The 24,848-nt window shown below is 71.3% G+C and carries 22 protein-coding genes and 1 pseudogene; 8 read left to right on the top strand and 15 right to left on the bottom strand.

Going from position 1 to position 24,848, the window contains the following annotated elements; genetic code table 11:
* Positions 1-16: 16 nt before the first annotated feature.
* Positions 17-1,267 (top strand): MFS transporter, encoded by a 1,251-nt coding sequence (locus tag ACQPY0_RS51465; protein WP_432978770.1) that lies wholly within the window; start codon positions 17-19, stop codon positions 1,265-1,267.
* Between the two features lie 58 nt (positions 1,268-1,325).
* Here the strand turns inward: ACQPY0_RS51465 and ACQPY0_RS51470 are convergent, their stop codons facing one another.
* Both ACQPY0_RS51470 and ACQPY0_RS51475 read right to left on the bottom strand, forming a co-directional pair.
* Positions 1,326-2,414, bottom strand: coding sequence for an EscU/YscU/HrcU family type III secretion system export apparatus switch protein (locus tag ACQPY0_RS51470; RefSeq protein WP_432978773.1), 1,089 nt, complete (start codon positions 2,412-2,414; stop codon positions 1,326-1,328).
* Positions 2,415-2,417: 3 nt separating this feature from the next.
* Positions 2,418-3,674 (bottom strand): EAL and HDOD domain-containing protein, encoded by a 1,257-nt coding sequence (locus tag ACQPY0_RS51475; protein WP_432978776.1) that lies wholly within the window; start codon positions 3,672-3,674, stop codon positions 2,418-2,420.
* 107 nt (positions 3,675-3,781) lie between these two features.
* On the opposite strand from ACQPY0_RS51475, the gene flhA reads away from it, so the two are divergent.
* Positions 3,782-5,833 carry a flagellar biosynthesis protein FlhA gene (gene flhA / locus ACQPY0_RS51480; protein WP_432978779.1) on the top strand — a complete coding sequence of 684 codons (2,052 nt, stop codon included), beginning with the start codon at positions 3,782-3,784 and terminating at the stop codon, positions 5,831-5,833.
* Here the strand turns inward: flhA and ACQPY0_RS51485 are convergent.
* Complete coding sequence (locus tag ACQPY0_RS51485; protein ID WP_432978782.1) at positions 5,793-6,227, bottom strand: hypothetical protein; 435 nt, start codon at positions 6,225-6,227, stop codon at positions 5,793-5,795. The two genes, flhA and ACQPY0_RS51485, sit on opposite strands and share 41 nt — an antisense overlap.
* Before the next feature lie 2,034 nt (positions 6,228-8,261).
* Between ACQPY0_RS51485 and ACQPY0_RS51490 the strand changes: the two genes are divergently transcribed.
* Positions 8,262-9,068, top strand: coding sequence for a hypothetical protein (locus tag ACQPY0_RS51490; protein ID WP_432978785.1), 807 nt, complete (start codon positions 8,262-8,264; stop codon positions 9,066-9,068).
* Positions 9,061-9,384, top strand: coding sequence for a hypothetical protein (locus ACQPY0_RS51495; protein ID WP_432978788.1), 324 nt, complete (start codon positions 9,061-9,063; stop codon positions 9,382-9,384). Before ACQPY0_RS51490 ends, ACQPY0_RS51495 begins: the two co-directional genes overlap by 8 nt.
* A 21-nt stretch (positions 9,385-9,405) precedes the next feature.
* Here ACQPY0_RS51495 and ACQPY0_RS51500 read toward each other — a convergent pair whose 3' ends face one another.
* A complete protein-coding gene (locus tag ACQPY0_RS51500; RefSeq protein ID WP_432978791.1) occupies positions 9,406-10,458 on the bottom strand; it encodes a hypothetical protein in 1,053 nt (350 codons plus the stop codon).
* Between the two features lie 178 nt (positions 10,459-10,636).
* Here ACQPY0_RS51500 and ACQPY0_RS51505 point away from each other — a divergent pair, with 178 nt between their 5' ends.
* A complete protein-coding gene (locus ACQPY0_RS51505) occupies positions 10,637-11,809 on the top strand; it encodes a geranylgeranyl reductase family protein (protein ID WP_432995757.1) in 1,173 nt (390 codons plus the stop codon).
* Positions 11,810-11,820: 11 nt separating this feature from the next.
* Here the strand turns inward: ACQPY0_RS51505 and ACQPY0_RS51510 are convergent, their stop codons facing one another.
* Positions 11,821-12,195 carry a hypothetical protein gene (locus tag ACQPY0_RS51510; RefSeq protein WP_432978794.1) on the bottom strand — a complete coding sequence of 125 codons (375 nt, stop codon included), beginning with the start codon at positions 12,193-12,195 and terminating at the stop codon, positions 11,821-11,823.
* A gap of 45 nt (positions 12,196-12,240) precedes the next feature.
* Between ACQPY0_RS51510 and ACQPY0_RS51515 the strand changes: the two genes are divergently transcribed.
* Complete coding sequence (locus ACQPY0_RS51515; protein ID WP_432978797.1) at positions 12,241-12,720, top strand: MarR family winged helix-turn-helix transcriptional regulator; 480 nt, start codon at positions 12,241-12,243, stop codon at positions 12,718-12,720.
* A gap of 92 nt (positions 12,721-12,812) precedes the next feature.
* Entirely contained in the window at positions 12,813-14,576 is a 1,764-nt protein-coding gene (locus ACQPY0_RS51520) for a putative bifunctional diguanylate cyclase/phosphodiesterase (RefSeq protein ID WP_432978800.1), read from the top strand.
* Between the two features lies 1 nt (position 14,577).
* On the opposite strand, the pseudogene ACQPY0_RS51525 reads toward ACQPY0_RS51520, so the two are convergent.
* A pseudogene (locus ACQPY0_RS51525) lies at positions 14,578-14,936 on the bottom strand (alpha-amylase family glycosyl hydrolase); the annotation flags it as partial.
* Positions 14,937-15,023: 87 nt separating this feature from the next.
* Here ACQPY0_RS51525 and ACQPY0_RS51530 point away from each other — a divergent pair.
* Positions 15,024-15,908 carry a helix-turn-helix domain-containing protein gene (locus tag ACQPY0_RS51530; protein ID WP_432978803.1) on the top strand — a complete coding sequence of 295 codons (885 nt, stop codon included), beginning with the start codon at positions 15,024-15,026 and terminating at the stop codon, positions 15,906-15,908.
* A 393-nt stretch (positions 15,909-16,301) separates the two neighbouring features.
* Here the strand turns inward: ACQPY0_RS51530 and ACQPY0_RS51535 are convergent, their stop codons facing one another.
* The 9 genes from ACQPY0_RS51535 to ACQPY0_RS51575 form a co-directional block, all read right to left on the bottom strand.
* Positions 16,302-17,843, bottom strand: a complete 1,542-nt coding sequence (locus tag ACQPY0_RS51535; protein ID WP_432995759.1) for a glycoside hydrolase family 13 protein — start codon at positions 17,841-17,843, stop codon at positions 16,302-16,304.
* Between the two features lie 151 nt (positions 17,844-17,994).
* Positions 17,995-18,984 (bottom strand): carbohydrate ABC transporter permease, encoded by a 990-nt coding sequence (locus tag ACQPY0_RS51540; protein ID WP_432978806.1) that lies wholly within the window; start codon positions 18,982-18,984, stop codon positions 17,995-17,997.
* Positions 18,985-19,037: 53 nt separating this feature from the next.
* The gene (locus ACQPY0_RS51545; protein ID WP_432978809.1) at positions 19,038-19,991 is read right to left on the bottom strand and encodes a carbohydrate ABC transporter permease; all 954 of its coding nucleotides are present in this window, start codon (positions 19,989-19,991) and stop codon (positions 19,038-19,040) included.
* A 102-nt stretch (positions 19,992-20,093) separates the two neighbouring features.
* The gene (locus ACQPY0_RS51550; protein ID WP_432978812.1) at positions 20,094-21,488 is read right to left on the bottom strand and encodes an ABC transporter substrate-binding protein; all 1,395 of its coding nucleotides are present in this window, start codon (positions 21,486-21,488) and stop codon (positions 20,094-20,096) included.
* 476 nt (positions 21,489-21,964) lie between these two features.
* Positions 21,965-22,990, bottom strand: coding sequence for a LacI family DNA-binding transcriptional regulator (locus ACQPY0_RS51555; protein ID WP_432978815.1), 1,026 nt, complete (start codon positions 22,988-22,990; stop codon positions 21,965-21,967).
* A 131-nt stretch (positions 22,991-23,121) separates the two neighbouring features.
* A complete protein-coding gene (locus ACQPY0_RS51560) occupies positions 23,122-23,604 on the bottom strand; it encodes a hypothetical protein (RefSeq protein WP_432978818.1) in 483 nt (160 codons plus the stop codon).
* A gap of 8 nt (positions 23,605-23,612) precedes the next feature.
* Complete coding sequence (locus tag ACQPY0_RS51565; protein ID WP_432978821.1) at positions 23,613-23,975, bottom strand: response regulator; 363 nt, start codon at positions 23,973-23,975, stop codon at positions 23,613-23,615.
* Positions 23,972-24,445 carry a chemotaxis protein CheX gene (locus ACQPY0_RS51570; protein WP_432978824.1) on the bottom strand — a complete coding sequence of 158 codons (474 nt, stop codon included), beginning with the start codon at positions 24,443-24,445 and terminating at the stop codon, positions 23,972-23,974. The genes ACQPY0_RS51565 and ACQPY0_RS51570 overlap by 4 nt, the downstream gene beginning before the upstream one ends.
* A complete protein-coding gene (locus tag ACQPY0_RS51575) occupies positions 24,442-24,843 on the bottom strand; it encodes a response regulator (protein WP_432978827.1) in 402 nt (133 codons plus the stop codon). Before ACQPY0_RS51575 ends, ACQPY0_RS51570 begins: the two co-directional genes overlap by 4 nt.
* Between the last annotated feature and the right edge of the window lie 5 nt (positions 24,844-24,848).

A 24,848-nucleotide genomic window follows, 5' to 3' on the forward strand; every position in this document is an offset into this window, starting at 1 on the left:
ATGTATACAATACGCCGTGACCCTCACCGGATACGTCGACAACCCCGAGGCCCGGCAGGCGTTGCACCACCGGACGTTGAGCGTGGTGATGGCCTCGCAGGTGTTCAGCGGTGCCGGCCTGGCCGCCGGCGTGACCGTCGGCGCCCTGCTCGCCGAGCAGATGCTCGGCGCCGGCGCACTGTCCGGCCTGCCGGCGGCCCTGTACACCGGCGGATCCGCCGTCGCCGCCCTCACCGTCGGGCGCCTGTCGCAGCGCCTCGGCCGCCGTGCCGGCCTGAGCGCCGGATACGCGGCCGGTGCGCTCGGCGGCGCCGGCGTCGTCGCCGCCGCGGCCCTCGACAACGTCGCCCTGCTGCTGATCTCCCTGCTCGGCTACGGCGCCGGCACCGCCACCAACCTGCAGGCCCGCTACGCCGGCGCCGACCTCAGCGGGCCGAGCCGCCGGGGTCGCGCCGTCAGCTCCGTGCTCGTCACCACCTCCGTCGGCGCCGTCATCGGCCCCAACCTCGTCGCGACCACCGGCCGGATGGCCGGGCATTTCGGCCTGCCCGCCCTGGCCGGACCGTTCGCGCTGGCCACCATCGCCTACGCGGTCGCCGGCATCATGCTGTTCCTGCTGCTACGCCCGGACCCGCTCCAGGTTTCCCGCGCCCTGCGGGCCCACGCATCACCGGCCGCCGCGGCCACCGGGGCGCCGCGGGCGCGGCCGGTGTCCGCCGGCGTGACCGCCGGCGCCGCGACCATGATCCTCACCCAGCTCGTCATGGTCGCGGTGATGACCATGACCCCGGTCCACATGCGGGCCCATGGCCACGACCTGGCCGCCACCGGCCTGGTCATCTCCCTGCACATCGCCGCCATGTACCTGCCGTCGCTGGTCACCGGCATCCTCGTCGACCGCATCGGCCGCGTGCCGGTTGCCCTCGCCTCCGGTGTCACCCTGCTCGCCGCCGGCATCGTCTCGGCCATCGCCCCTGACGGCTCCGTACCACTGCTCGCCCTCGCCCTGATCCTGCTGGGCCTCGGCTGGAACCTCGGCCTCGTCTCCGGCACCGCCATGATCACCGACGCCGCGCCGGTCGAACGGCGCGCCAAGATCCAGGGCAACGTCGACCTGTGCATCGCGCTCGCCGGCGCCGGCGGGGGCATCGCCAGCGGCCTGGTCATGACCGCCACCAGCTATGCCGCCCTCGCCATCACCGGCGGCCTGCTCGCCCTCGCCGTGATCCCGTTCGTCGTCGTGCGCACCCGCCGGGCCGGGGCGTGACCGCGGACAGGTCGTGGCGCTGGACGGCACGCCGCCGGCCGATCCGTGCCTGGCCGGCCTATTCGGGAGCGGCGCCGAGGACGTTGGTGTGCAGGCCGGCCGCCGAGCCCTTCGCCTTGAGCAGCATGATGAACGCGAGCACGCGGGCGACGGCGCCGAAGAGCTCGGCCGGGATCTCGTCGCCGATCTCGCAGGCGGCGTAGAGGGCGCGGGCCAGCGGCACGTCCTGCACCATCGGCACCCGGTGCTCGGTCGCCACCTCGCGGATCTTCGCCGCGATCAGGCCGGTGCCCTTCGCCACGACGCGGGGCGCGCCCTTCTCCGGCTCGTACCGCAGCGCCACCGCGACGTGGGTCGGGTTCACCACCACGACGTCGGCCTTCGACACGTCGGCCATCATGCGACTGCGGGCCATCTGGTGCTGCCGGGCCCGGATCTGGCCCTTGACGTGCGGGTCGCCCTCGGACTTGCGGTGCTCCTCCTTGATCTCCTCCTTGGACATCCTCAGCTGCTTGTTGACCCGCCGCCGGGCCACGAAGTAGTCGGCGAACGCGAGCACGAGCCCGGTCGCGGCAGCGATCTGCACCACGCGCAGCACAGTGCCCGCGACCATGCCGATGACGGTCTGCAGCGGGATCACGTTGGCCGACAGCAGCGCCGGCACCAGGCTGCTCATCGTGTTCCACACGACCAGCGCCAGCACGAGGACCTTCGCCACCGACTTCGCCGACTCCCACACGGCCTGGCCGCCGAACGTCCTCTTCAGGCCCTTGATCGGGTTGAGCCGCTTGAAGTCCGGCTTGAAGAGCTTCGTGGCCGGCCGCAGCCCGCCCTGCACCGCGGCGGCGAGGATCGCGAACGCGAACAGCCCCACCGTGATCGGAGCGGCGATCACGATCATGTCCTTGGCCGCGGACTTCGCCAGCTGCAGGGCCACCTGGGGCTCCGGGTCGGTGAACGCCTGCGTGCCCCGCATGAACAGGGCCTGCGTACGGCTCATGATCTCGCGGGCCATCGCCGGGATGAGCAGGCTCGCCACGAGCACGCCGCCCCACGCGCCCAGGTCGGGGGTGCGGGCCCGGGTGCCCTCCCGCCGCGCCTGCCGCTTTTTCTGCTCAGTAGGCTGCTCGGTCTTCTCGCCGGCCACCGATTACCCCGCGCTCGTACCCAACGCACCCTCGATCGTCTTCATCGACCAGCCGACCGCGGACAGGTACGCCTTGGCCAACTCGCCGGACGAAACCGGCGAGGCCGCCAACGCCTGCTCGTCGGCCAGCTCATAGGCCCGGACCGTGGCCAGCACCTGCCCCAGCCGCCCGTGCCCGTCGACCAGTGCCTCGACGATCTCCAGCGCGAGCGGCAGCCGCGCGGCGATCTCCGCGATCGGCTCGGAGATGAGCTCGGCCACCCCGGCCAGCAGTCCGACGGTGAAGGCGGCCTCGCCCGAGAGCCCCAGCCGCTCGGCCACGGTCTGGCACAGGCGCGCCCGGGCCATGGTGCTGGACAGCTGCTCCTCGCTGGCCGACTCGGCGACGTCGGACACGAGCATGAGGGCGGCCCACTGCCGGATCTTCGCCGAGCCGAGCAGCACCACGGCGTCGCGCACCGAGGCCACCTTGCGCGGCAGGCCGGTGGCCGCCGAGTTGGTGGCGCGCAGCACGCGGTACGACAAGGCGGGGTCGCTCTGCACGATCGAGACGACCTTGGTCAGGTCGGCTTCCTCGGCGGTCACGGCCCCGAGCAGTTCGAGGCGGCGCAGCCGGGAGGGCGAGAGCGCGACCGCGCTGAGGACCTGCGGGCGCCCCACGGCGTACCCCTGCAGCAGCTCGAACCCGAACCGCTTGGCGAGCAGGATGTGCTCCTCGGTCTCGAGCCGCTCCGCGACGAGCTTCACGCCCGGGTACCGCCGGCACTGCTCCACGACCTCGGCCAGCTCGTCGGGCTCCCGGATCAGCAGGTCGAGCTTGACGTACGCGGCCAGCCCCAGCAGCCGCTCGTGCCCCAGCCCGAACACGAAGTCGTCGAGCGCGATCTCGTACCCCTGCTCGACGAGGCGAGCGGTCCCGGACAGCACCGCGTTGTCGATCTCGACGGTCTCGAGGATCTCCAGGATCGCGTGGTCCGGGTCGAACGGCAGCGGCAGGTCCCCGACGAGAAACTCCCGGGTCAGGTTGATGAAGCACTTGCGGCCGCCGACGAGCTGCTCCAACCCGAACTCGGTGAACGCGTTGACGATGACCTGGCTGGTCGCGTACGAGCTGCGCCGGGTGGCCTCGATGTCCTCCGCGGCCCCGCGGAAGAGCAGCTCGTAGCCCACGACGTGGCCACCCCAGTCGTAGATGGGCTGACGGCCGATGTGCACGAGCTGGGTGGAGTCGGCGCGGGAGGAGGCTGCGGCGGGCTGCACACAACAACGATCGGCACGGGGCGCCGCAACCCAAGGAAAACCCTCAGAAGTACCCGTTCAGCACCGATCAGGGGGACAACGACGAAGGTGGGAAGGAACTGCACGGGGTGCCGAAGCGGCTTTCGCAGTACATAGTGCCGATCGGCATCGTGCTGATCATCCTCATGATGGTCGTGCCGCTGCCCTCGTTCGTCCTCGACGCGCTCATCGCCGCCAACATCACCCTCGCGCTCGTCATCGTGCTCGTCAGCATGTACGTCAAGCGCGCCCTCGACTTCTCGTCGTTCCCGTCGCTGCTGCTCGTCGCGACGCTGTTCCGCCTGGCCCTGAACATCAGCGCGACCCGCCTGGTGCTGACCAACGGCTTCGCCGGTCACGTGATCGACGCGTTCGGCCACTTCGTCGTCGGCGGCTCGCTCATCGTCGGCCTGGTCATCTTCCTGATCCTGTTCATCATCCAGTTCATCGTCATCACCAAGGGCGCCGAGCGGGTCGCCGAGGTCGGGGCCCGGTTCACCCTCGACGCGATGCCCGGCAAGCAGATGGCGATCGACGCCGACCTCAACGCCGGCCTGATCGACGAGGCGACCGCGCGCAAGCGGCGCAACGAGATCACCGCCGAGGCGAGCTTCTACGGCGCGATGGACGGTGCCTCGAAGTTCGTCAAGGGCGACGCGATCGCGGCCATCATCATCACGATGGTCAACCTGATCGGTGGCTTCGCGATCGGCATGCTGCAGCGGGGGCTGTCGCCGCAGGACTCGATCTCGACGTACTCCCTGCTGTCGGTCGGCGACGGCCTGGTCTCCCAGATCCCGGCGCTGCTGCTGTCGGTGGCCACCGGCCTCATCGTCACCCGCTCGGCCAACGACGGCGACATGGGCTCGACGGTGAGCAAGCAGCTCAGCCAGCACCGCAATGCCCTGCTGATCGGCGGCGGGGCGGTGCTCGCGCTGTGCCTGGTTCCCGGCCTGCCGAAGCTGCCGTTCCTCATCTCCGGCGGCGGGGTGCTGCTCATCGCCTCGCGGCTGCCGAAGACGACCGAACCAACCCCGGAGGAGCAGGCCGCCCTGGCCGCGGCCGAGGCCGAGCCGCCCCCGCCGGACCCGACCGAGGCGCTGCTGGGCGAGATGCGCGTCGACCCGCTGGAGCTGGCGCTCGCCCCGGACCTCGTCGACCTGGTCGAGGCCAGCGGCGGCGACCTGCTGGAGCGGGTGCGCGCCCTGCGCCGTAAGGTCGCCCTGGAGCTGGGCATCGTGATGCCGCCCGTGCGCACGCGCGACGACCTGGACCTGCCCCTTTCGACGTACGTCGTGCGGATCAGCGGCGTCGAGGTCGGCCGCGGCCAGGCCCCGCCCGGCACCGTCCTGGCCATCGGCGACGGCCTGGACTTCCTGCCCGGCCGCGCGGGCGTCGAGCCGGTCTTCGGCCTGGCCGGCAAGTGGGTCCCGGCCGAGCTGCGCCACCAGGCCGACCTCACCGGCGCCACGGTCGTCGACCGCGCGTCGGTCATCATCACGCACCTGGCCGAGATCGTCCGCGTCCACGCCAGCCGCCTGCTCGGCCGCGAGGACGTGCGGGCGCTCGCCGAGGTCGTCAAGCGCACCCACCCGGTCGTCGTGGAGGAGCTCACCCCGGCGGCGCTCAGCCTCGGCCAGGTCCAGCAGGTCCTGCAGGCGATGCTCGACGAGGGCGTGCCGATCCGCGACCTGGTGCGCATCTTCGAGTCGCTGTCGCTGCAGGCGAAGCAGTCCACCGATCCCGACGCGCTGCTGGAGGCGGCCCGCGCCTCCCTCGGCCCCGCGATCGCGAACCGTTATTCCCACGACGGCACGCTCACCGCCATCACGCTGGAGCCGAGGCTGGAACAGCAGCTGCTGGAATCGATGCGCCCGACCGACAACGGACTGCAGCTGCTCATCGACACCGGTCGCGCGGAATCGATGCTCGCCGACCTCACGCGCCTCACCGAACAGGGCGAGGAACACGGCGTGAGCCCGGTGCTGGTCTGCTCGCCACAACTGCGCAACGCATTGCGGCGCCTGGTGCAGATGGCGCTTCCGCGTTTGCCGGTTTTGTCGTACTCAGAGATCGCCGGGAGTACGCTGCGAATTGAGACTATTGGGGTGGTGAACGGTGCCTACCCGGTTGCTGCTTGAGGGTCGTGACCTCGATGAACTGCTCGCGCAGGTGCGCGACGAGCACGGTCCCGACGCTGTCATCATCTCGGCCGAAAAGGTCCGGGCCGGCGGTGTCGGCGGCCTTTTCGGCACCCAAAAATATGAGCTGACGGTCGAGATTCCGGACGCCGTATCCCCCGCTGAGAACACTGAACCACCGCCACCCCAGGCCGACCAAGCCGACACGCCGAAACGCCAGATCACGATCGAAGATCTGGCCGCGTTGGCCGACGAGGCGGAGCGCCGCGGCGAAAACCCCACGGCGGCGTCGGCCTTCGCCGACCTGCTCGCGGAGGCCGCACAACAAGAACAGAAAACCGCCGCAGCCGTACGCCCAGAGCGCCCCACAACCGCCGCCGACGCCCTGCACCATCTCCTGGGCACCAACAATTCGGCCCCGAAAGATTTCAATTCCGAGCCACCCTCGGTCCGCCCAATCCGCCCCGGCGCCGACCAGCCAGTGGCCAAACTAGGCCAACGCCAGCCCCCACCACCAGCCGCAGCCCAGGCCGCAGCCGCGTCATCCCCACCCCCCACCGCCGAACGCACCCCAGCCACCGCCGCACACACCACGGCTCCTCAGCCCCCAGCCAGCACCCCCGCACGCCCCGTAGCCGCCGCACCTCCATCCAGCGTCCCGGCCACCGCCGCACGCACTGCAGCTGCCCCGCCTCCAGCCGGCACCCCAGCCACCGCCACGCGCACCCCGGCAACCCCACCACCAACCGACGTCCCAACCACCGCCGCACGCACCGCAGCCGCCCCACCAGCCACCGTCGGCCCGGGCACCGTGTCGTCGGCCGCCTCCCGAGCGGCTGCCGCCGCATCGACCGCCGCCTCGGTGGCCGCTTCCCGAGCAGCTGCCGCCGCGCAGGCCGCCGGCTCTTCCGGCACCGGCTCCCCGGGCCCCACCAGAACCACCGCGCTCCGGGCCTCGACCCCGCCCCCGGCCAAGGCCGAATCGTCCGCAACGACCGCGCTCTCGTCACCGCCCGCCGCCAAGCCCCCGGCGAAGACCGGAGCCAAGTCTCCCGCGTCGATCCGGCCCGCCACCGAGAAGCCGCCGACCCCGGCCGCCGAGCCGGCGTTCCCTGCCATGCCGACGTCAGCACCGGCGGGCTGGACCCCGGCCAACCCGCCGACCATCCGCTCGGCGACCCCGAAGCCTCCATCGCCACCCGAGCCACCGGCCGGCGACGTGGACTGGAGCCGGCTGGAGGCCCAGGACTGGGACGTACCGTCCGGCTCCGAGTGGTCCCCGCCGCCCCGAGCCGAAGACGGCTGGTCTCCGGAGGACGCCTGGGCCGAGGCCCAGCGCTGGGCCGCCCGCGCCGCCACCGCAGAGACATGGCCGTCGGACCACCCGCGGGCCGCGCAACGGGGTGCACTCCCCGGTTCGCCACACGAGACGACCTCACCATCGACGGACGTCAAAGAGTCGGCCGAATCCTCGCCATCGGCGACTCCAACCGCATGGCCTCCGCCGCCCGCACCCCCGTTCCCCGCGACGACCAAATACGCCGCCGAAAACCCACCGCCGCCCCCGTTCGCTACGGCGTCGAGATTCGCCGCCGAAAACCCACCGCCAGCGCTTCCGTTCACTGCGGCAGCCCAATCGACGGCGTCCCAGTTCACCGCAGCGGCCCCGCCACCGGCGTCGCCCTTCACTGGGGCAGTCCAGCGTTCGGCCTCCCCTTTCACCACCGACAACCCGCCTTCCGCGTCCCCACTCACCAGGACGGCCCAGTCGGCCTCCCCGTTCACCGGCGACAACCCGCCTTCCGCGTCCCCGTTCACCAGGGCAGCCCGGTCGGCATTCCCGTTCGCCGCGGCAGCCCCGCCACCAGTGTCCCCGTTCAACGCGGCACACCCGTTCACCAAGCAGAACCAGCCGGCGGCACACCCATACGCCACGCAGAACCAGGCAACGGCCCACCCGTTTGCCATGGAGAACCAGGCGGCGGCACACCCGTACGCCGGGGCTGGCGTGCGGCTGGGGGCGCCATTGTCGGCGGCTGCCTGGGGGCAGCGGACCGTCGTCGGCTGGGGGCCGCCGCCGCCCGCCGGTGTCCCGATGCCCACCGGCGAAGCCCTGCGCCGCGCCTCTGCCCAGCCAGGCCGCGGCCGGCGGGGACGAACCGGGTCCCCGCGCGGCTTCGAGGCCGCGCCGGCCTCGCACGACGGGGCGCACGGCGCGGTCCGGGCAGCGTCGCCCGGGCGGCTGGGCGGGGCGTTCCCGCGAGGGCCGGTGCCCCCGCCACCGGCGTGGGCCGGCGGGGCGTGGTGGACCACCGGCCCGCCCGGACCCGGCGAATCGCCGTACGTGCCCGCCGATCCCGCGCCACCAGGACCTAACCGTTGCGAGCCGGCCCAGTTCCGGCCGACCGATTCCCCGCAGGAGTCCCAGATGCCCGTTGAAGCGACCGCCACGGTGGAGAAGCCGCGTACCCCTCCCGCGAGCGAACGCCTCGCCGGCGCGTACGCGCACCAAGCGGCCATGGCCGAAATGGCCGCCGCCGAGCGGCAGGACCGCTCCGGAGGGGCGGAGCCGGACCACGCGCCGGCCGCGCCCGGTCTGTCGATCAAGCTGCAGTCGCTCGGCGTGCCCACGGACATCGCGGTCCGGGCCAGCGACGGCGACACCTACGGCTCGATCGTCGAGGCCTTCACCGCGCTGCCCGTCGCCGAGCCGGCCCCGGACGCCCCGGGCGAGACGCTGATCGTGGTCGGCGAGTCGACGCACGCGGTCGAGGTGGCGCGGTACGTCGCCGAGGCGCAGCGCCTCGACGCGGACCAGATCCTGTTCGCCGGGCGCAACGCCGCGGCCGCGGGCGTCGACGGGAAGCGGCGGATCACCGGGCCGCACGACGCGCGCCTGTGGGCCAAGAAGCTGCGCAAGTCCGACGCGCCGAGCGTGGTCGCGGTCGAGGCGGCGCTGGACGAGGTGAGCTGGGCGGCGGCGATCGTCGAGGCCGTACGCCCGGTCGCGGTCTGGGTCGTCGTCGACGCCAGCCGCAAGACCTCGGACGTCGCGCACCACCTGCAGGGCCTGCGCCGCGTGGACGCGATCTGCCTGCGGGGCACGGGCTCCAGCGGCGACCCGGCGAGCCCGCTGTCGCTGCGGGTGCCGGTGGCGCTGCTCGACGGCCGCCCGTCGACCCCGTTCCAGTGGGCCGCGATGCTCTGCGAGCGGCTGAGCCTGGTGGGTGGCTGAGATGCTGGGGATGGCGCGGTTCTCGACGCTGTTCCTGGCGTTGCTGATCGCGTCCCCGGCGCTCTACGCCGGGTTCGTCACCCACGAACTGCCCGTCCGGACCGCGCTGCTGCGCCTGCTCATCGCGGTCCCGGTGGCCGCGATCATGCTGGCCGTCCTTCGCATGATCACACGGGGGTACGGCAAGAAGCCCGACGAACCCGCCCGGCGCCGGGCCTCGGGCGAGGGCGAGGAGGCGCAGGACGGCGAGGAGCCGCTGCGCGCCGAGGCGGTGGCCGGTGAGCCCTTCCCCCAGCGACGGGCCGGCGACACCTGAGACCGCCAGGCGCAGCGGGTCTCAGATGTCGTTGGACGACCGGGTGCGCAGCCCGTATCGGCTCGCGACCACGTTCCACACGCCCAGGAAGCGGCCCTTGGCGTCGCTGGCGTTCTTGGACTGCCGCTGCGCCTCGTCGTAGTCGCTCTGCCCGCCGCCGGAGCACCCGCTGGCCTGCTGCGCCTGCCCCCACGGCACGAAGCTGCGGTCGGCGGCCAGCGAGAAGCCCAGCGACTCCTTGAGCGTCGCGCGCACCTGCTCGCCCTCGGGGATCGCCGAGAGGTCGAACCGGCTCACGCTGTCGATCTGCGACTGCCGCTCGGTCCCGACGGTCTGCATGTCGGCGACGGCCTTGTCGATCAGCGTGCACTTGTTCACGAGGTCGATCGCGGCGTTGAGCTTCGTGCGGCTGGAGATGCTCGCGTCCAGCAGTGCGTCGACGGCCGCCGCCTGCGCCTTGGGATCGGCGCCGGCCGCCCCCGCCGTCGCGGTCGCGGTGGCGTCCGCCGGCTTGCCCGAGGTCGCATCCGGCCCCGGCCCGCCGTCCCGGCCACCCCTCGCCGCCGCCGTCGGGCCCGCGGCGGGCGAGCCGTTCCCGGTCAGCTTCACCACGGCGATGACCGTGCTGGCGATGACCAGGACGACCACGATGACCGTCAGCGGCAGCAGCACCCGCGACCGGTTCGGCTTCAGCGGCTGGTAGTACCCGGGCTGCGGCGACCCGGAGATCGGCGTGACCGAGATCGGCGTCGGCGAGACCGGCACCCCGCCCGGGTAGGGCGCGCCCGACACCGGCGGCAGCTGCGGCCCGCCGGTCGGATACTGCGGATACGGCCCGGGCGGATACTGCACCGGCGGGCCCATCGGCGGCGCGACCGGCGGAGGCGGCATGACCGGCTGGCCCGGCATGACCGGCTGGCCCGGCATGACCCCCGGGCCCGACATCGGGTTCACCTCGTACGCCACCGGCGAGCCCGGGTATACGCCCGCCGCGGGCGGCAACGAGTGGCCACACTGCGAGCACTGCGTCGCGGCGGGGTCGTTGCCCGGATAGAAACAGGTCGGGCAGGGCATGCGGCAGAGCGTATCGACCGGCGGCAACCGCGGGAAACCCGCCATGCCGTCCCGCATCGACGGCTTCCGGCCGGTCCTGTCCCCCGGGCGGGCGATCCCGGCCCGACGGACGGCCGGACGGCTCCGCCACATCGCCGCCCCGGACAGCGTGGCACAGCCGCGCCACGCGGGCGAGGCGATGCGGGTGGGCGCTCGCGGTGGCAGGCTCGGGTTCATGGATGGCGATGGCGACCGGTACGACGTCGTGGTGGTCGGGGCGGGGCCGGCCGGCGCCGCGGCCGCGCTGGCCGCCCGGCGCGCCGGGGCCGGCGTGCTGCTGCTGGACAAGGCCCGGTTCCCGCGCGACAAGGCGTGCGGCGACGGGATCGCGCCCCACGCACTGGACGTCGCCGCCGGGCTGGGCGTCGCCGATCTCCGCACGGGGTACGCCCCGGTGCCCGCCCTCCGCCTCGTCGGCCCCGGCGGCGGGGCGGTGGCGCGAGGGCACGCCCGCCCGGCGTACACGATCCCGCGTCTGGTCTTCGACCATCGCCTCGTCGAGGCCGCCGTGGGCGCGGGCGCCGTGCTGCGCCACCACCATGTCCGGCGCGTCGAGGACCGGGGCGACCACGTCGTGCTCGACGGCGAGATCCGGGCGGGCGCCGTCGTCGGCGCCGACGGGGCGTACTCCCTCGTCCGCAAGGCCCTGGGCCACGCCCCCAACGGCCCGGGTCACCTGGCGCTGGCGATCCGCGGCTACGCGAACGCCCCGGATCTCGCCCCGGAGCAGCGGATCGTCACGACGGAGTCGGGCTGGCCCGCGTACGCCTGGGCGTTCCCGATCGGCGACGGCCGCGCCAACATCGGCTACGGCGAGGTCCTACGCGGCCCGGCCCTGACCCGCGCCCGCCTGCTCGACCGCCTCGCCGAGCTGCTGCCGGACGTGGACACGGCCGCGGCCACGGACCTGCGCGCCCACCACCTGCCGCTGTCCACGCACCGCCCGCCCCCGGGGCACGGCCGCCTCCTGCTGGCCGGCGACGCCCTGTCGCTGATCAACCCGTTCACCGGCGAGGGCATCTTCTACGCGGTCCTGTCCGGTGCCCTGGCGGGAGCGGCCGCCGCCCACCGGGAGGACCCGGCCCGCCGCTACCGGGCGGCCCTGCGCACCCGCCTGGGCGCTCACCTGCGCCACTCGCGGGTCGCGGCGGGCCTGAGCCAGCGGCGGTGGATCGTCGACGCGGCCGTCCGGGCCGCCGAGCGCGACCAGCGGGTCTTCGACGACCTGATCGAGCTGGGCCTGGGCGACGGCCGCCTGACGGCGCACACCCTGGCCGCCGTCGCCCGCGCGACGCTGCGATACAAGGCATAAATCCGGAAAAGTCAGGCACCGTCCAGATTGGACACCATCGCGGCCAGAGTCCGGACGGTCGTGAGGTACGCGTCGTCGCCCACCCCCGCCGTGGACCGCCGCCGGATCACGGCCACCGAGGCGGCGATGGACGCCCGCGCCGCCTCGCCGTCCGCGGTGACGGAACCGTCCGGCCGCAGCCAGCCCCGGGCGGCCAGCGTCGCGACCACCTCGGCATAGGACCGCTCCCCCGGCCCCCAGAACGGATCGTCCGGGCCGAGCCCGTTGAGGACCTGCCAGTCCCGCCGCGTGACGTCGTGACCCGCCAGGGCCGCGGCGAAGGTCGCCTCCAGCCGCCGGTCCAGCTCGCGCAGCCAGTACCCGATGGGACGCTCTTCCGGGCGCATGACACACTCCAAGTACATATCGAGAGAATGTAGATAACAAAAATTATGCACTTCGAGGACGAGCACGACAAGGTGCTGGCCGCGATTGAGTCGGCCATGGTCGCCATCCGGCGCCGGCAGACCCGGCGGGCGCTGGCGCGCGGAAGCGGGGTCGACCCCGCGCTGTTCGACGTCGTGGACGCCGTCGAGGCCGGCGAGCTGGCCGGGCAGCCCGTGACGGTGACCGAGATCGCGGCCGCGCTCGACGTGGCGCAGCCGCGGGCCAGCAAGCTCGTCGCAGCGGCCGTCGGCGGCGGCCTGGTGCGGCGGGAGGCGGACCAGTCGGACGGGCGCCGGGCGTTGCTGGTCCGCACGGCGGCCGGCCGCGAGCTCTGCGAGCGCGTCCACGAGTCGCGGCGAGGGCGATTCGCGCGCGCCACCGCGGGCTGGAGCGCCCAGGAGCGCGCCGCGTTCGCCCGGCTGCTGACAAGATTTGTCGACGGGCTCGCCGAGACGGGGCCGGAGGCGAGGCAAAAGCCCAGCTAGACGCGGTGGCTCACGGAAACGGCGGGACAGCGGCACTGAGCGTCGATTCAATGCGGCGCCGCGGTGCAGTAATCTGCGCCGGGGGTGATGCAGTGGCGGGCTCGGACGGCCAGGGCGATGCTGCCATCGACCCTGCGCTCTCGCAGCTCGCCCGCCAGTGGCTCGCCGCGGTGCGGCAGACCAGCTACCTCGATCTCACCGCCGATGCCCTCCAGCGCTTCTTCGAGGAGCAGACCGTCCGGCTGACCGGCGCCCTGCGGCAGGGCGACGCCGCCGCGGCCGCCGAGGTCGGGGCCGCGCTGGTCGGGGTCGGCCTCAACAACCCCGAGGCCCTCCAGCGCTCGATCACCGTCCTGATGCCGATCGCCACGGGCGGGGCGCCGGCCTCGCCGGACGAGCCGCCGGACCCGACCGGCGAGGTGCTGGGCGGCTTCGCGGCCGGCTTCGCGCGGGCCCACCGGCAGAAGATCCTCGACGACCAGGAGCGCATCCGGCGGGCCTGGACCCGGGCGCTGACCGACGCCGAGCACAGCCTCCAGCGCGAGCTGCACCACCAGGCCCACCACGACCCGCTGACCGGGCTGCCCAACCGGGTGCTGCTCTACAACCACCTCGCCGAGGCGCTGCGCGACGCCGAGGACGGCCGGCGCATCGGCGTGTGCTTCCTCGACCTGGACGAGTTCAAGACCATCAACGACACGCTCGGGCACGGTTACGGCGACCAGTTGCTCGTCGCGCTCGCCGACCGGCTGCGCGGCTGCGTCAACGCGGCTGGGCACTTCGTGGCGCGGGTCGGCGGCGACGAGTTCGTGATCGTCGTGCGTGACGCCAAGGGGCCCGACGAGCTGACCGAGCTCGCCGAGGCGATGCTGGCGGCGCTGGCCAAGCCGGTGCGGCTGGACGGCCACGAGCTGACGGTGTCGGCCAGCATCGGCATCGTCGAGCGGGCCGCGCGCGGCGCGGAGCCGCAGGAGCTGCTGCGGGCCGCCGACGCCACGCTCTACCTGGCCAAGGCCGACGGGCGGGCCCGCTACGCGGTCTTCGACGAGCAGCGTAACGCCCAGCAGCTGCTGCAGTACGGCCTCACGGGAAGGCTCGCGGGCGCCCTCGACCGCGGCGAGTTCGAGCTGGTCTACCAGCCGCTGGTGGGGCTGGCCGACAACCGGCTGCGCGGGGCCGAGGCGCTGCTGCGCTGGCAGCACCCCGAGCTCGGCACGGTGTCGCCGAACACGTTCATCCCGGTCGCCGAGCAGTCCGGCATGATCCTCCCGCTGGGGCGGTGGGTGCTGCGCGAGTCGTGCCTGGCCGCCGCCGCGTGGCAGCGCGACCACCCCGGCGACCCGCTGCTGATCAGCGTCAACGTCTCGCCGCGGCAGTGCACCGACCCGCGGCTGCTCGACGACGTGCGCGAGGCCCTGGCCGATTCCGGGCTGGATCCGGCCAACCTGCAGCTGGAGCTGACCGAGACGGTGCTCATGCAGTCGACCGGGCGCCCGGTGCAGACCCTGCGCACGATCGCCGACCTGGGCGTGCGGATCGTCATCGACGACTTCGGCATCGGCTACTCCAACCTGGCCTACCTGCGCCACCTGCCGGTGCACGGGCTGAAGCTGGCCGGCGCGTTCATGGCGGGCATCCGCAAACTCGAAAGCGACCACGTCGACGAGCAGATCGTCGAGACCGTCATCCGCCTCGCGCACACGCTGCAGATGACGGTCACCGCCGAGGGGATCGAGACCGCGGACCAGGCCGCGCGCCTGGCCGCGCTGGGCTGCGACCTGGGCCAGGGCTGGCACTTCGGCCGGCCCGTGGCCCCGCACCACATCCCCGCCGGCCGGTCTGCCGCTTCAGCCTGATCCAGTCCGGATACTCCTTGTCGCCGAACGGCCGGCCGCGCCCCGCGGACGTGTGGTTCACCACAAGATCGATCATGACCTTGATCCCGCGGCCGGCCGCCTGGTGCGGCAACTCCGCGAAGTCACCCAGGGTGCCCAGCCGCGGATCGACGCCGGAGCGGTCCGTGGCATCGTAGCCGTCGTCCCGCCCGGGGTCGGATGGATCGGACTGAGCCACAGGCAGTTGACTCCGAGCCTGGTCAGATAGTCCAGAAGGCCGATACGACATTGGAATTCGCCGATGCCGTCGCCGTTGGAGTCCGGGAACGTCCCGACGTCCAGGCAATAGATGACACTCTCGGTGTACCACCGCTCGCCCATGTGGTCCGGGTGACCGAAACGGCTTCCACTCAAACGCGCGCTTGCATGTCTACGGCCCCGACCGCGAGGATGGCTTCCGGGGGGCTGATGGTCGACTTCGCTGGCGCGCTACGAGATGCAATCCAGGCACGTGGCCTGGGGCTGGAACGCATCCAGGAGCGGTTGCGCGCGGAGGGTTACTCGGTCAGCCTCGCCACACTCAGTTACTGGCAGACCGGGCGCAGCCGGCCGGAGCGGCGCGAGTCGCTCGCGGCGCTGGCCGAACTCGAGAAGATCCTGGAGGTCGAGCCGGGGTCGCTGGCGGCGCTGGTGGGCCCGCCGCGCCCGCGCGGCCGCCACCTGCACAAGAGCCCGGACACGCTGGACCTGGGCGCGTTCTGGTCCGAGCGCGACCTCATCGTCGACCTGGCCCAGGGCATCGACACCCGGTGGGACGAGCGGCTGACCCGGCTCAGCCAGCACGACCGGGTCAACGTGGGGCCGGACCGCGGCGAGGTGTCGTTTCTCGTCCGGCAGGTGCTGCGGGCCGAGGCCGACGGGCCCGACCGCTGGGTCGCGATCATCCGCCTCGACGTGCCGGGCAACCCGCTGCCGCTGCTGACCCCCGTGCGCAACTGCCGCCTGGGCCGGGTGGTGGAGCACCCGGAGAGCGGCCTGCTGCTGGCCGAATTGTTGTTCGACCGGCCGCTCGCCAAGGGTGAGACGGTGATCACCGAGCACGCGCTGCACAATTATCCGCCGTTTCCGCTGGCGACACAGTACGAGCGCAAGTTCCGGCTTCCGGTCCGCGAATACGTGGTCGAGGTGTGTTTCGACCCCGCCGCGTTACCGCGGGCCGTGTATCAGTACCAGCAGATGGACGGCCAGGCGGAACAGGTCGTGTCAATGGAGGTCGACGTGGGCCACTCGGTCCACGCGATCGCACTCGACTACGGCCCCGGACGCTATGGCCTGCGCTGGGACTGGGAGTAGTTCGCGCTGCTCACAAGATTTTCGACGGCATCTCTACAACACCTTCGAAAGCGTCGATCGCAACAGCTTGGACGGCCGGGAAGAACAACGGGGCGCCGGTGTGGCCAGCGCCCCGCCTCTGTTCCCGGTGCAACCCGGCGTCACCATCGGAACGGCTGGGATGTCGCCGCGACGGTCAGGGTGGAACGCATGTACCGCCTCCACAAGGAAGTCATTTTCCTTGTGGAGGAACCTATTGGCCGACGCGCGCCGCCTCAAGATTGTGGATCGCCTTAACAGTTAACGCTCTGGGGATCGGCCGTCATTAACAGTTAAGAGTAAGAAAAGGCCGGACGGTCGCACCCGCCAACTTGTGCGACCGTCCGGCGTCTTGGTCCCCGTGAATGCGTGCCGTCAGGCCAGGCGCAGCCAGGCCGAGGCGTCGGGCGGCAGCGTGCCGTCCTCGTCGAGCGGGACGCTGCTGAGCAGCACCTCGCGGTGTGGCGGGAGGGCGGCCGGCTCGATGCCCAGGTTCGTCACGCTGGCGAACGAGTCGCCGCGGGCGAAGGCGAGCACCTGCGGCGCGGACTCGAGCCAGCGCATCGGCCCGTCGCCGAGCGCGGGCTCCTGGCGGCGGATGCGCAGCGCATCGCAGTACAACTGCAGGACCGAACCCGGCACGCCCTGCTGGGCGGCGACGGAGAGCCCGGCCCAGTGCGCCGGCTGCGGCAGCCACGGCTCGCCGGCGGCATCGGCCGGGCTGAAGCCGAACGGGGCGGAGGTCCCCGACCAGGGCAGCGGCACGCGGCAGCCGTCCCGGCCGGGGTTGACACCCCCGGAGCGGTGGAACATGGGGTCCTCGCGCAGGGCGTCGTCGAGGTCCTCGACCTCCTCCAAGCCGAGCTCCTCGCCCTGGTAGAGGTAGTAGGCGCCCGGCAGCGACATGGTCAGCAGCGCGGCCGCCCGGGCCCGCCGGGTGCCCAGCGCCAGGTCCGACGGCACGTCGCGACGCTTGTCGGCGAAGGCGAAGTTCGTGACCTCGCGGCCGAAGCGGGTCACCTCGCGGGTCACGTCGTGGTTGCTCAGCACCCAGGTGGCGGGCGCGGCGACCGGGGCGTGCACCTCGAGGGTCATGTCGATCTCGTACCGCAGCTCGCCGGCCTCCCACGGCGCGCCCAGAAACGCGAAGTTGAACGCCGTGTGCAGCTCGTCCGGGCGCAGGTAGCGCGCGAACGCCTCGTGGTCGGGCAGCCAGACCTCGCCGATCAGCGCCCGCGGCGGGGTGTACGCGTCGGCGATGCTCCGCCACGACCGGTACACCTCGTGGATGCCGTCGTTGTCCTCGTACGTGTCGCTGACGAGCGGGTCCTTGATGAGCACGGCGGCCGAGTCGATGCGAATGCCGTCGATGCCGCGGTCGAACCAGAACCGCAGGATCTCCTCGAACTCCTCACGCACGGCCGGGTGGTCCCAGTTGAAGTCGGGCTGCTCGGGCGCGAACAGGTGCAGGTACCACTCCCCGTCGGCGACCCGGGTCCAGGCCGGGCCGCCGAAGATGGACTGCAGGCCGGTCGGTGGCAGCTCGCCGTGCTCGCCGCGGCCCTTGCGGAACCAGAACAGGTCCCGCTCGGGCGAGCCGGGCGCGGCGGCGAGCGCGCGCCGGAACCAGGCGTGCTGGTCGGAGCAGTGGTTCGGCACGATGTCGCAGATCACCCGGATGCCGGCGGCGTGGGCCTCCTCGATGAGCTTCTCGGCCTCGGCGAGGGTGCCGAAGATCGGGTCGATGGCCCGGAAGTCGGCGACGTCGTAGCCGCCGTCGGCGAGCGGCGAGGGGTACCACGGCACGATCCAGATCGCGTCGATGCCCAGGCCGGCCAGGTACGGCAGGCGCGAGCGCAGGCCCGCCAGGTCCCCGACGCCGTCGCCGTTGCCGTCGGCAAAGCTTCGCAAGTACACCTGGTAGATAGCGGCGCTGCGCCACCAAGCTTGGTGGTGTTGGTCGGCCACGTGGAACCTGCTTTCTCGCACTCGGATTGAACGCGTTGGTGACTGTCGGGGCGCGGGCTGTGGGTGAGACCCGGGCCCGATCTGGCAAAGGGGTGTGAGCTCAGCCCTTGACGGCCCCGCCCAATCCGGCGCTCGAGAGGAACATGCGCTGGAAGATGAGGAAGAACACGACCGGGATCAGCGTCGAGATCGCCAGGGACGCGAGGAACACGCCCAGGTCCGTCTGCGATGCGATCGCGGGCAGGCGCACCGACAGCGGCTGCTTGGACGGGTCCTTGAGCACGAGCATCGGCCACAGGAAGTCCTTCCAGCTCGCGATGGCCGCGAACACCGACACGACGCCGAGGATCGGCTTGGACATCGGTAGGACGACCGACCAGAACAGCCGCAACGAGCTGGCGCCGTCGACCTTGGCCGCCTCGAACACCTCGCGCGGGAGGCTGTCGAAGAATCGGGTCACGAGCACCACGTTGAACGCGCTCGCGCCCGCCGGCAGCCAAACGGCGAAGAAGTTGTTGACGAGCGACGTACCGACGAGCGGCGGGTTGAGGATCGTGAGGTACAGCGGCACGAGGAGCACGACGCTCGGCACGAACAGGGTCGCGATCACCAGGCCGTTGACGATCTTGCCCCAGGCCGGCCGCAGGACGGACAGCACGTAGCCGCCCGTGGTCGCGACGAGCAGCTGCACGAACCACGAGCCGGCCGCGAGCCAGATCGTGTTGAGGAAGTACTTGCTGATCTGGACGTCGTTCCACGCCTCGCTGAGGTTCTGCCAGCGCACGCCGTGCGGGAAGATCGCCAGTGGCGAGCGGATGATGTCCTGCGTGGGAGTGATCGCGTATTTCGCGAGCAGCAGCACCGGCCCGACGCCGACCACGACCAGCAGCACCAGCAGCATCGTGTGCAGGGTCTTCATGACCGCGCCGACCCGGGGATTGCGCCAGTCCTGGACGGAGACGTAGCCGCGGGCGCCCTCGAACTGGGATTCCCGGCGCTTGCGGGCCGGGCGGACAACCGTGGCCGCACCGGCCGGAGTCGCGACGCGCCCGTCGTCCGGCCGCTGTCTGGTGGGATCGATGACAGCCATGGTGGTCCTCTCCCCCTCGGGGACGTGCCGGCCGGTCACACTGTGCTGGCCGGTCACTGCTTGCTCCAGCGGGACGTGAGCTTGAAGTACACCAGCGACAGGATCGCCAGGAACGCGGCGAGCATGACGGAAAGGGCCGTCGCCGCACCGTAGTTCGCGCCCAGGGAGCTGCCGAACCCGTAGTTGTAGATCATCAGCAGGATCGTCAGCGTGGCGTTCGCCGGGCCGCCGCCGGTGAACAGGTAGGGCTCCAGGAACACCTGGACAGTACCGATGATCTGCAGGATGAAGGTGATGAGCAGGACGCCGCGCAGCTGCGGCATGGTCACGTGCCACACCTTGCGCCAGATGCCGGCGCCGTCGACCTCGGCGGCGTCGTACAGCTCGTCCGGAACGCCGATGAGCGCGGCCAGGTAGATGATCACGGTCCCGCCGGCCGCGGCCCACGTCGCCTCGACGACCAGGGACGGCATGGCCAGGGCCGGGCTCGACAGCCAGGTGTACGGGCCGAGCCCGACCCAGCCCAGGATCGTGTTGAACACGCCGTCCGCGGCGCCGTCGTAGAAGAACTTCCACAGCAGCACGGCGACGACGGGCGGCACGACCACCGGGAGGTAGGCGAGCACGGAGTACAGGCCCTTGCGCCGCCGGACCGAGCTGATGAGCACCGCCGTCGCCAGCGGGACCGGGAAGCCGATCACGAGGGCGAGCAGCGCGAAGTAGAGGGTGTTGCCGATCGCCGTGGGCAGGTCGGGATCGGTGAGCACGTATTGGAAGTTGTGCCAGCCGACCCACCTCGGCGTCCCGACGAGGTTGGTCTTCTGGAAGCTCATGATGACCGACCGCACGATCGGCCACCACGAGAAGACGCCGAAGATGACCAGGAGCGGCAGCGCGAACACGATCGAGCTCAGCCCGCCGCGCTGGACCCAGGTCACCGGGTTGCGCCGGCGGACCCGCCCGCCCTGGTCGCCGGCCTGCCGCAGGGTGCCCGGAGCACTCACCACACATCACTCCTCGTCGTTCTGGTTCTGGCAGCGGCCCCAGGTGTGGGCCGCCGGTCCACCCGGCGGCCCACACCTTGCGGGTTGTCGATGGCGAGGTGAGCGTCAGCCGGCCGCGTCGATGGCGCGCTGCGCCTTCGCGTTGGCTTCGGTGAGCAGCTGGTCGATGTTGGCGTCCTTGTTCGTCAGGACGGACTGCACCACCGTGTCGAGCGACTTGTAGACGTCCTGGGTGGCCACGGCCGGCTCGTTGACGAGCTTGGCGTCGAAGACCTTGCTGGTGAACGTGGTCATCTGGTTCAGCGGCACGTTGACGTAGGACTTGATCCACTCCTGGTACTGCTGGTACTGCGACTGGGAGAAGATCGGCAGCTCGGGGGTGCCCACGGGCTGCTTGCTCGCCACCTGGGTCTCGGCGCTCTTCGCGGCGGCGGCCTGGTTGGTGTACTTACGCAGGTAGTGGAAGTCGATCCACTTGATCGCCGCGGCCTTCTCGTTGTTCGTGGCCTTGCTGGACACGGCCGCCATGGTGCCGCCACCGAGCACGCCGGAGTCACCGCCGGAGAGCGGGATCATCGTCAGGCCGTACATCTTCGCGTCGATGTTGTTCGTCTGCACCAGGCTCGTGTAGACGTCCTGGCCCGAGGTGTACATGCCGATCTTGCCGGCGGCGAACGCCTGGTTGATGCTCGACCAGTCGTAGTCGAAGTTCGCGCCCATGGAGTTGTCGCTCCAGCGCAGGTCCTTGAGGAACTGCAGCGCGGCCTTGGTCTGCCCGTTGGTGACCGTCGCCTTCTTGCCGTCCTCCATCCGGCCGCCGCGGGCGTAGGTGTCGACCGTCAGCTGCCAGCCGCCGGTGCCGTCCTTGGCCATCTGGGCGAACCCGGCCTGGCCGGTCTTCTCCGCGATGGCCTTGGCGTCCGCGCGGACCTCGTCCCAGGTGGTCGGCGGCTTGTCCGGGTCGAGGCCGGCCTTGGTGAACAGGTCCCGGTTGTAGTGCAGGCCGACCGCGTAGATGCTCTTCGCCGGAATGGCGTAGACGTGACCGTCCTGGCCCTGGCCGTACTGCAGCAGGTTCTTGTTGAAGTTCGACGCGTACGAGAGCTGGCCGAGGTAGGCCTGCATGTCGACGATCTGCTGGTTGGCGATCAGCGTCTTGGCGTCGGTGAAGGGGATCTCGAACACCGTCGGCAGCGTGCCGCCCGCGAGGTCGGCCGCGAACGTGGTGGCCTTCCACTCATAGTCGTGCGTCTTGACCGTGATGTTCGGGTTTTCCTTCTGGAAGTCCGTCACTTCCTGGGCGAGTGCCTGCTGCGCCTCGGGCTTGGCCCCGGGGAGCAGACCCACGACGTTGAGCGTGACCTTGGTGTTCGGGTCGAGCGTCGTCGAACTCGAGTCTCCGCCGCTGCCGCTGTCGCTCGAGGAGCACGCGACGAGCGTGCTGCCCAGCGCGAGCGTACCCACGATGGCGAATGCCAGCGTGGTACGTGAGTACTTCATCGTCGCTCCTTGTTGGGGGTGTAGGCATCCGGCCCCGCGTGGTGCGGATCGGATGGGGGAATCGCCGGGGCGAGGAGCCGGCCGTCAGAGCGGGAGCCGGACGGCGGTGTCCGCCGGGGGTGCTTTAGGCGCGTTACTGATCGATTTCCATCGCATCGCGTCAGGGTTTCGGCCTGGCGTAGGCAAGAGATTAGGCTCACGCCGCACAAGAAGTCCATGGCTCGTTGCAAAATTTTAATGATCAACGGCTACCTGTTTGCACAGGCGCGCTCCCAGGAGCCCACAACTTGCACAGAACCGGCCGAAACCGCGCAGCGGCCGGGTCGGCGAACCCGAGTCGATCCCACGTTGCGCAGCGCCATGTCCGGCAATCGGCCTACGCGGAAGTTGCAAAGAGCGCCACAACTCCCGCAGGAGTCGTGGCGCTCGGTAGATATGCCCGGACTATCCGGTTTTCGGCGATGCGGTGGGGGCGTCTATGCGGCCGTCGTGGCCCGGGCCTCCTGCAGGGCACCCGTGGAGCCGCGCACGACGAGCTCGGGCTCGAAGAGCATCTCCTCGCTCGGCACGAGCGTGCCGGCGACCTGGCTGACGAGCAGGGTCACCGCAGCCTGCCCCATCGCCTGGATGGGCTGGCGGACCGTGGTCAGCGGCGGGTCGGTGCAGTTCATGAACAGCGAGTCGTCGAAGCCCACCACCGACACGTCGTCGGGCACCTCGCGGCCGAGCCGGCGGGCGGCCCGGATCGCGCCGAGCGCCTGGACGTCGGAGGCGCAGATGATGCCGGTGACGCCGTGCTTGACGAGCCGGGTGGCGCCCGCGCGGCCGCCCTCCATCGAGAAGATGACGCGCTCGACGTCGTCCTCGTTGACGGTGCTCGAGTCCGCCGCGGCGGCCTTGAAGGCGGCCAGCTTGCGGTTGGACGGCGCGTGGTCGGCCGGGCCGAGGATCAGCCCGATCCGCTTGTGGCCCAGCGAGCTGAGGTGGTTGAAGGCCTGGTCCACCGCGTGGCCGTCGTCGACCGACACGCGCGGGAAGCCCAGGTCGTCGATCGCGGCGTTGACCAGCACCGCGGGCAGGCCGCGGTCGTGCAGGCGGTGGTAGTGCTCGTGCTCGGCGGCCGCCTGGTGATAGAGGCCGCCGCAGAAGATGATGCCGGAGACGTGCTGGTCCAGCAGCATCTCGACATAGTCGGCCTCGGAGACGCCGTCCGCGGTCCGGGTGCACAGCACCGGGGTGAAGCCGCGCTTGGACAGCGCCCCGGCGACCACTTCGGCGAAGGCCGGGAAGATCGGGTTCTGCAGCTCCGGCAGCACCAGGCCGACCAGGCGGGCCCGCTCGCCGCGAAGCTTGGTCGGCCGCTCGTAGCCGAGCACGTCGAGCGCGGTGAGCACCGCCGTGCGGGTCGCGTCGGAGATGCCTGGCTTGCCGTTGAGCACCCGACTCACGGTCGCCTCGCTCACGCCGGCGTACTTCGCCACCTCAGCGAGTCGTCGAGTCATGCCCGCAAGCGTAGTGCATGACTACGCAATTTTTTGCACGATGTCGCCCACGCAACGATTCGACACTGGATCTTGCCGGCGCACGACCGGCGCGGTGCCCGGAAAATGCGCGAATTTCCCGGGCCGCCACGTCAGCCGGCGAGGGCGATCGAGATCTTGCCGGCGCCGTAGCCGGGAACGTCCACCCTGAGGTCGAGCCGCCGGCCCAGGGCCAGCAGGTAGTTCACCGCGTCCTTCGGCGGGCCGCCGCCGGGCAGGAACGTCTGGTGCAGCTTGACCCGGGGCGCGTCGTCGTTGTTGACCAGACCGGCGAGGATGTTGCAGATCTCGATGGCGTTCTCGCCGATCATCTTCGAGATCTCCTGGTCCTCGATGCAGGCCTCCGCGCCGCCCGGCGGGATCAGGCCGATCGCGGCGCCGGCGTAGGCGGTGAGCTCGAAGTCCATCCCGATCACGGCTATGAGCTGCAGCCGGCTGTCGGTGTAGACGGCGACCAGGGTCCGGGGAACGTCGGCGGCTTTCATGGGGTCGGCCAGGTTCACGGTGACCGGCCGGCCGAGCAGGTCGTCAAACAGGTCCTTGACGGCCTTGGGAACGGGCAGAACATGCGACATAGTTCATATCATCCCAAAATAGGATCGAGCGCGTCCTTGAAAGTGTCGGCTGTGAACGGCTTGGTGACGAGGAACAGCGCCCCGGCGTCCTCGGCCGCCTGCCGCATCTCCGGCGTGCCCTCCGAGGTCACGAAGCCGAACGGGACCTGGTTGCCGTTGGCGCGCAGCATGCGCAGGACCTCGACCCCGGTCATGTGCGGCATGTTCCAGTCCGACAGCACGAGGTCCGGCTTCTCGGCCACCGCCTTGTCGAAGGCCTCCTGCCCGTCGCAGGCCTCGACGAGGTCGTGCCCCTCGTACCCCGCCTGGCGCAGGGTTCGGGTCACGATCTGACGCATCACCCGGCTGTCGTCGGCGATGAGAATCTTCATGCGGGTGCTCCAGCAAGATCGGCGGTGCTTTCCAGAACGGTGACGATCACCGACTCGGCCAGCCACGAGCCCTCGAGGTGGCAGATCTCGGTGACCGAGGGGTAGCGGCCGGCGGCCCCGTCGACGTGCACGTGCGGCAGCGACAGGGCGCAGGGCTCCGGCAGCAGGCTCTTGACGTTGCCGCCGATGATGTTCGCGAGCTCGCCGAGGGCGTCGGCGACGTCCTCCTCGGCCACGTCGTCGAACTCGATGCCGAGCAGGGCCGCCGCGACGTTCTTGGCGGCCGGCTCCGAGCAGCTCACCAGCACGTGGCCGCGCCACGCACCGGTGACCGAGACCGACGCCGTGACGTCGGTCTCGGGCTTCTCGGCCGGGAGCGCGATCAGCGGGCTCGCGCCGTCGAGGTCGAGGTACGACGACCAGACCTGCTCGGCGATGACCTTCAGGTCCTCTTCGGTGGGGATCGTCATGCCGCGACTCCGTTCGGGACGAGTCCGAGCAGCGCCAGCTTGTCGATGATGGCGTCCGGGGTGAAGGGCTTGATCACGTACTCGTGCGCCCCCGAGGCCAAGGCCCGGACGATCTGGCTCTGCTCACTCTCCGTAGTGACCATCATGAGCGTCATCCCGCGCAGCCGCGGCTCCGCACGGACCGCCGTGACGAACTCCAGCCCGTTCATCTCGGGCATGTTCCAGTCGACGAGCGCCAGGCCGGGTACCTCACCATCACCCTCCAGGACATTGGCCGTGAGGTAGTCCATCGCCTCTTGTCCGTTGCCCGCCTCGACCACGTCGAAGCCCAGCTGTGCCACGATCCGTTTGAGAATCAGGCGCATCGCGCGCGAATCGTCGATCACCATGGTGAGCATCTGGC

Origin of the sequence: Dactylosporangium sp. CA-233914, from assembly GCF_050942935.1 — a bacterium.
GTDB lineage: Bacteria > Actinomycetota > Actinomycetes > Mycobacteriales > Micromonosporaceae > Dactylosporangium.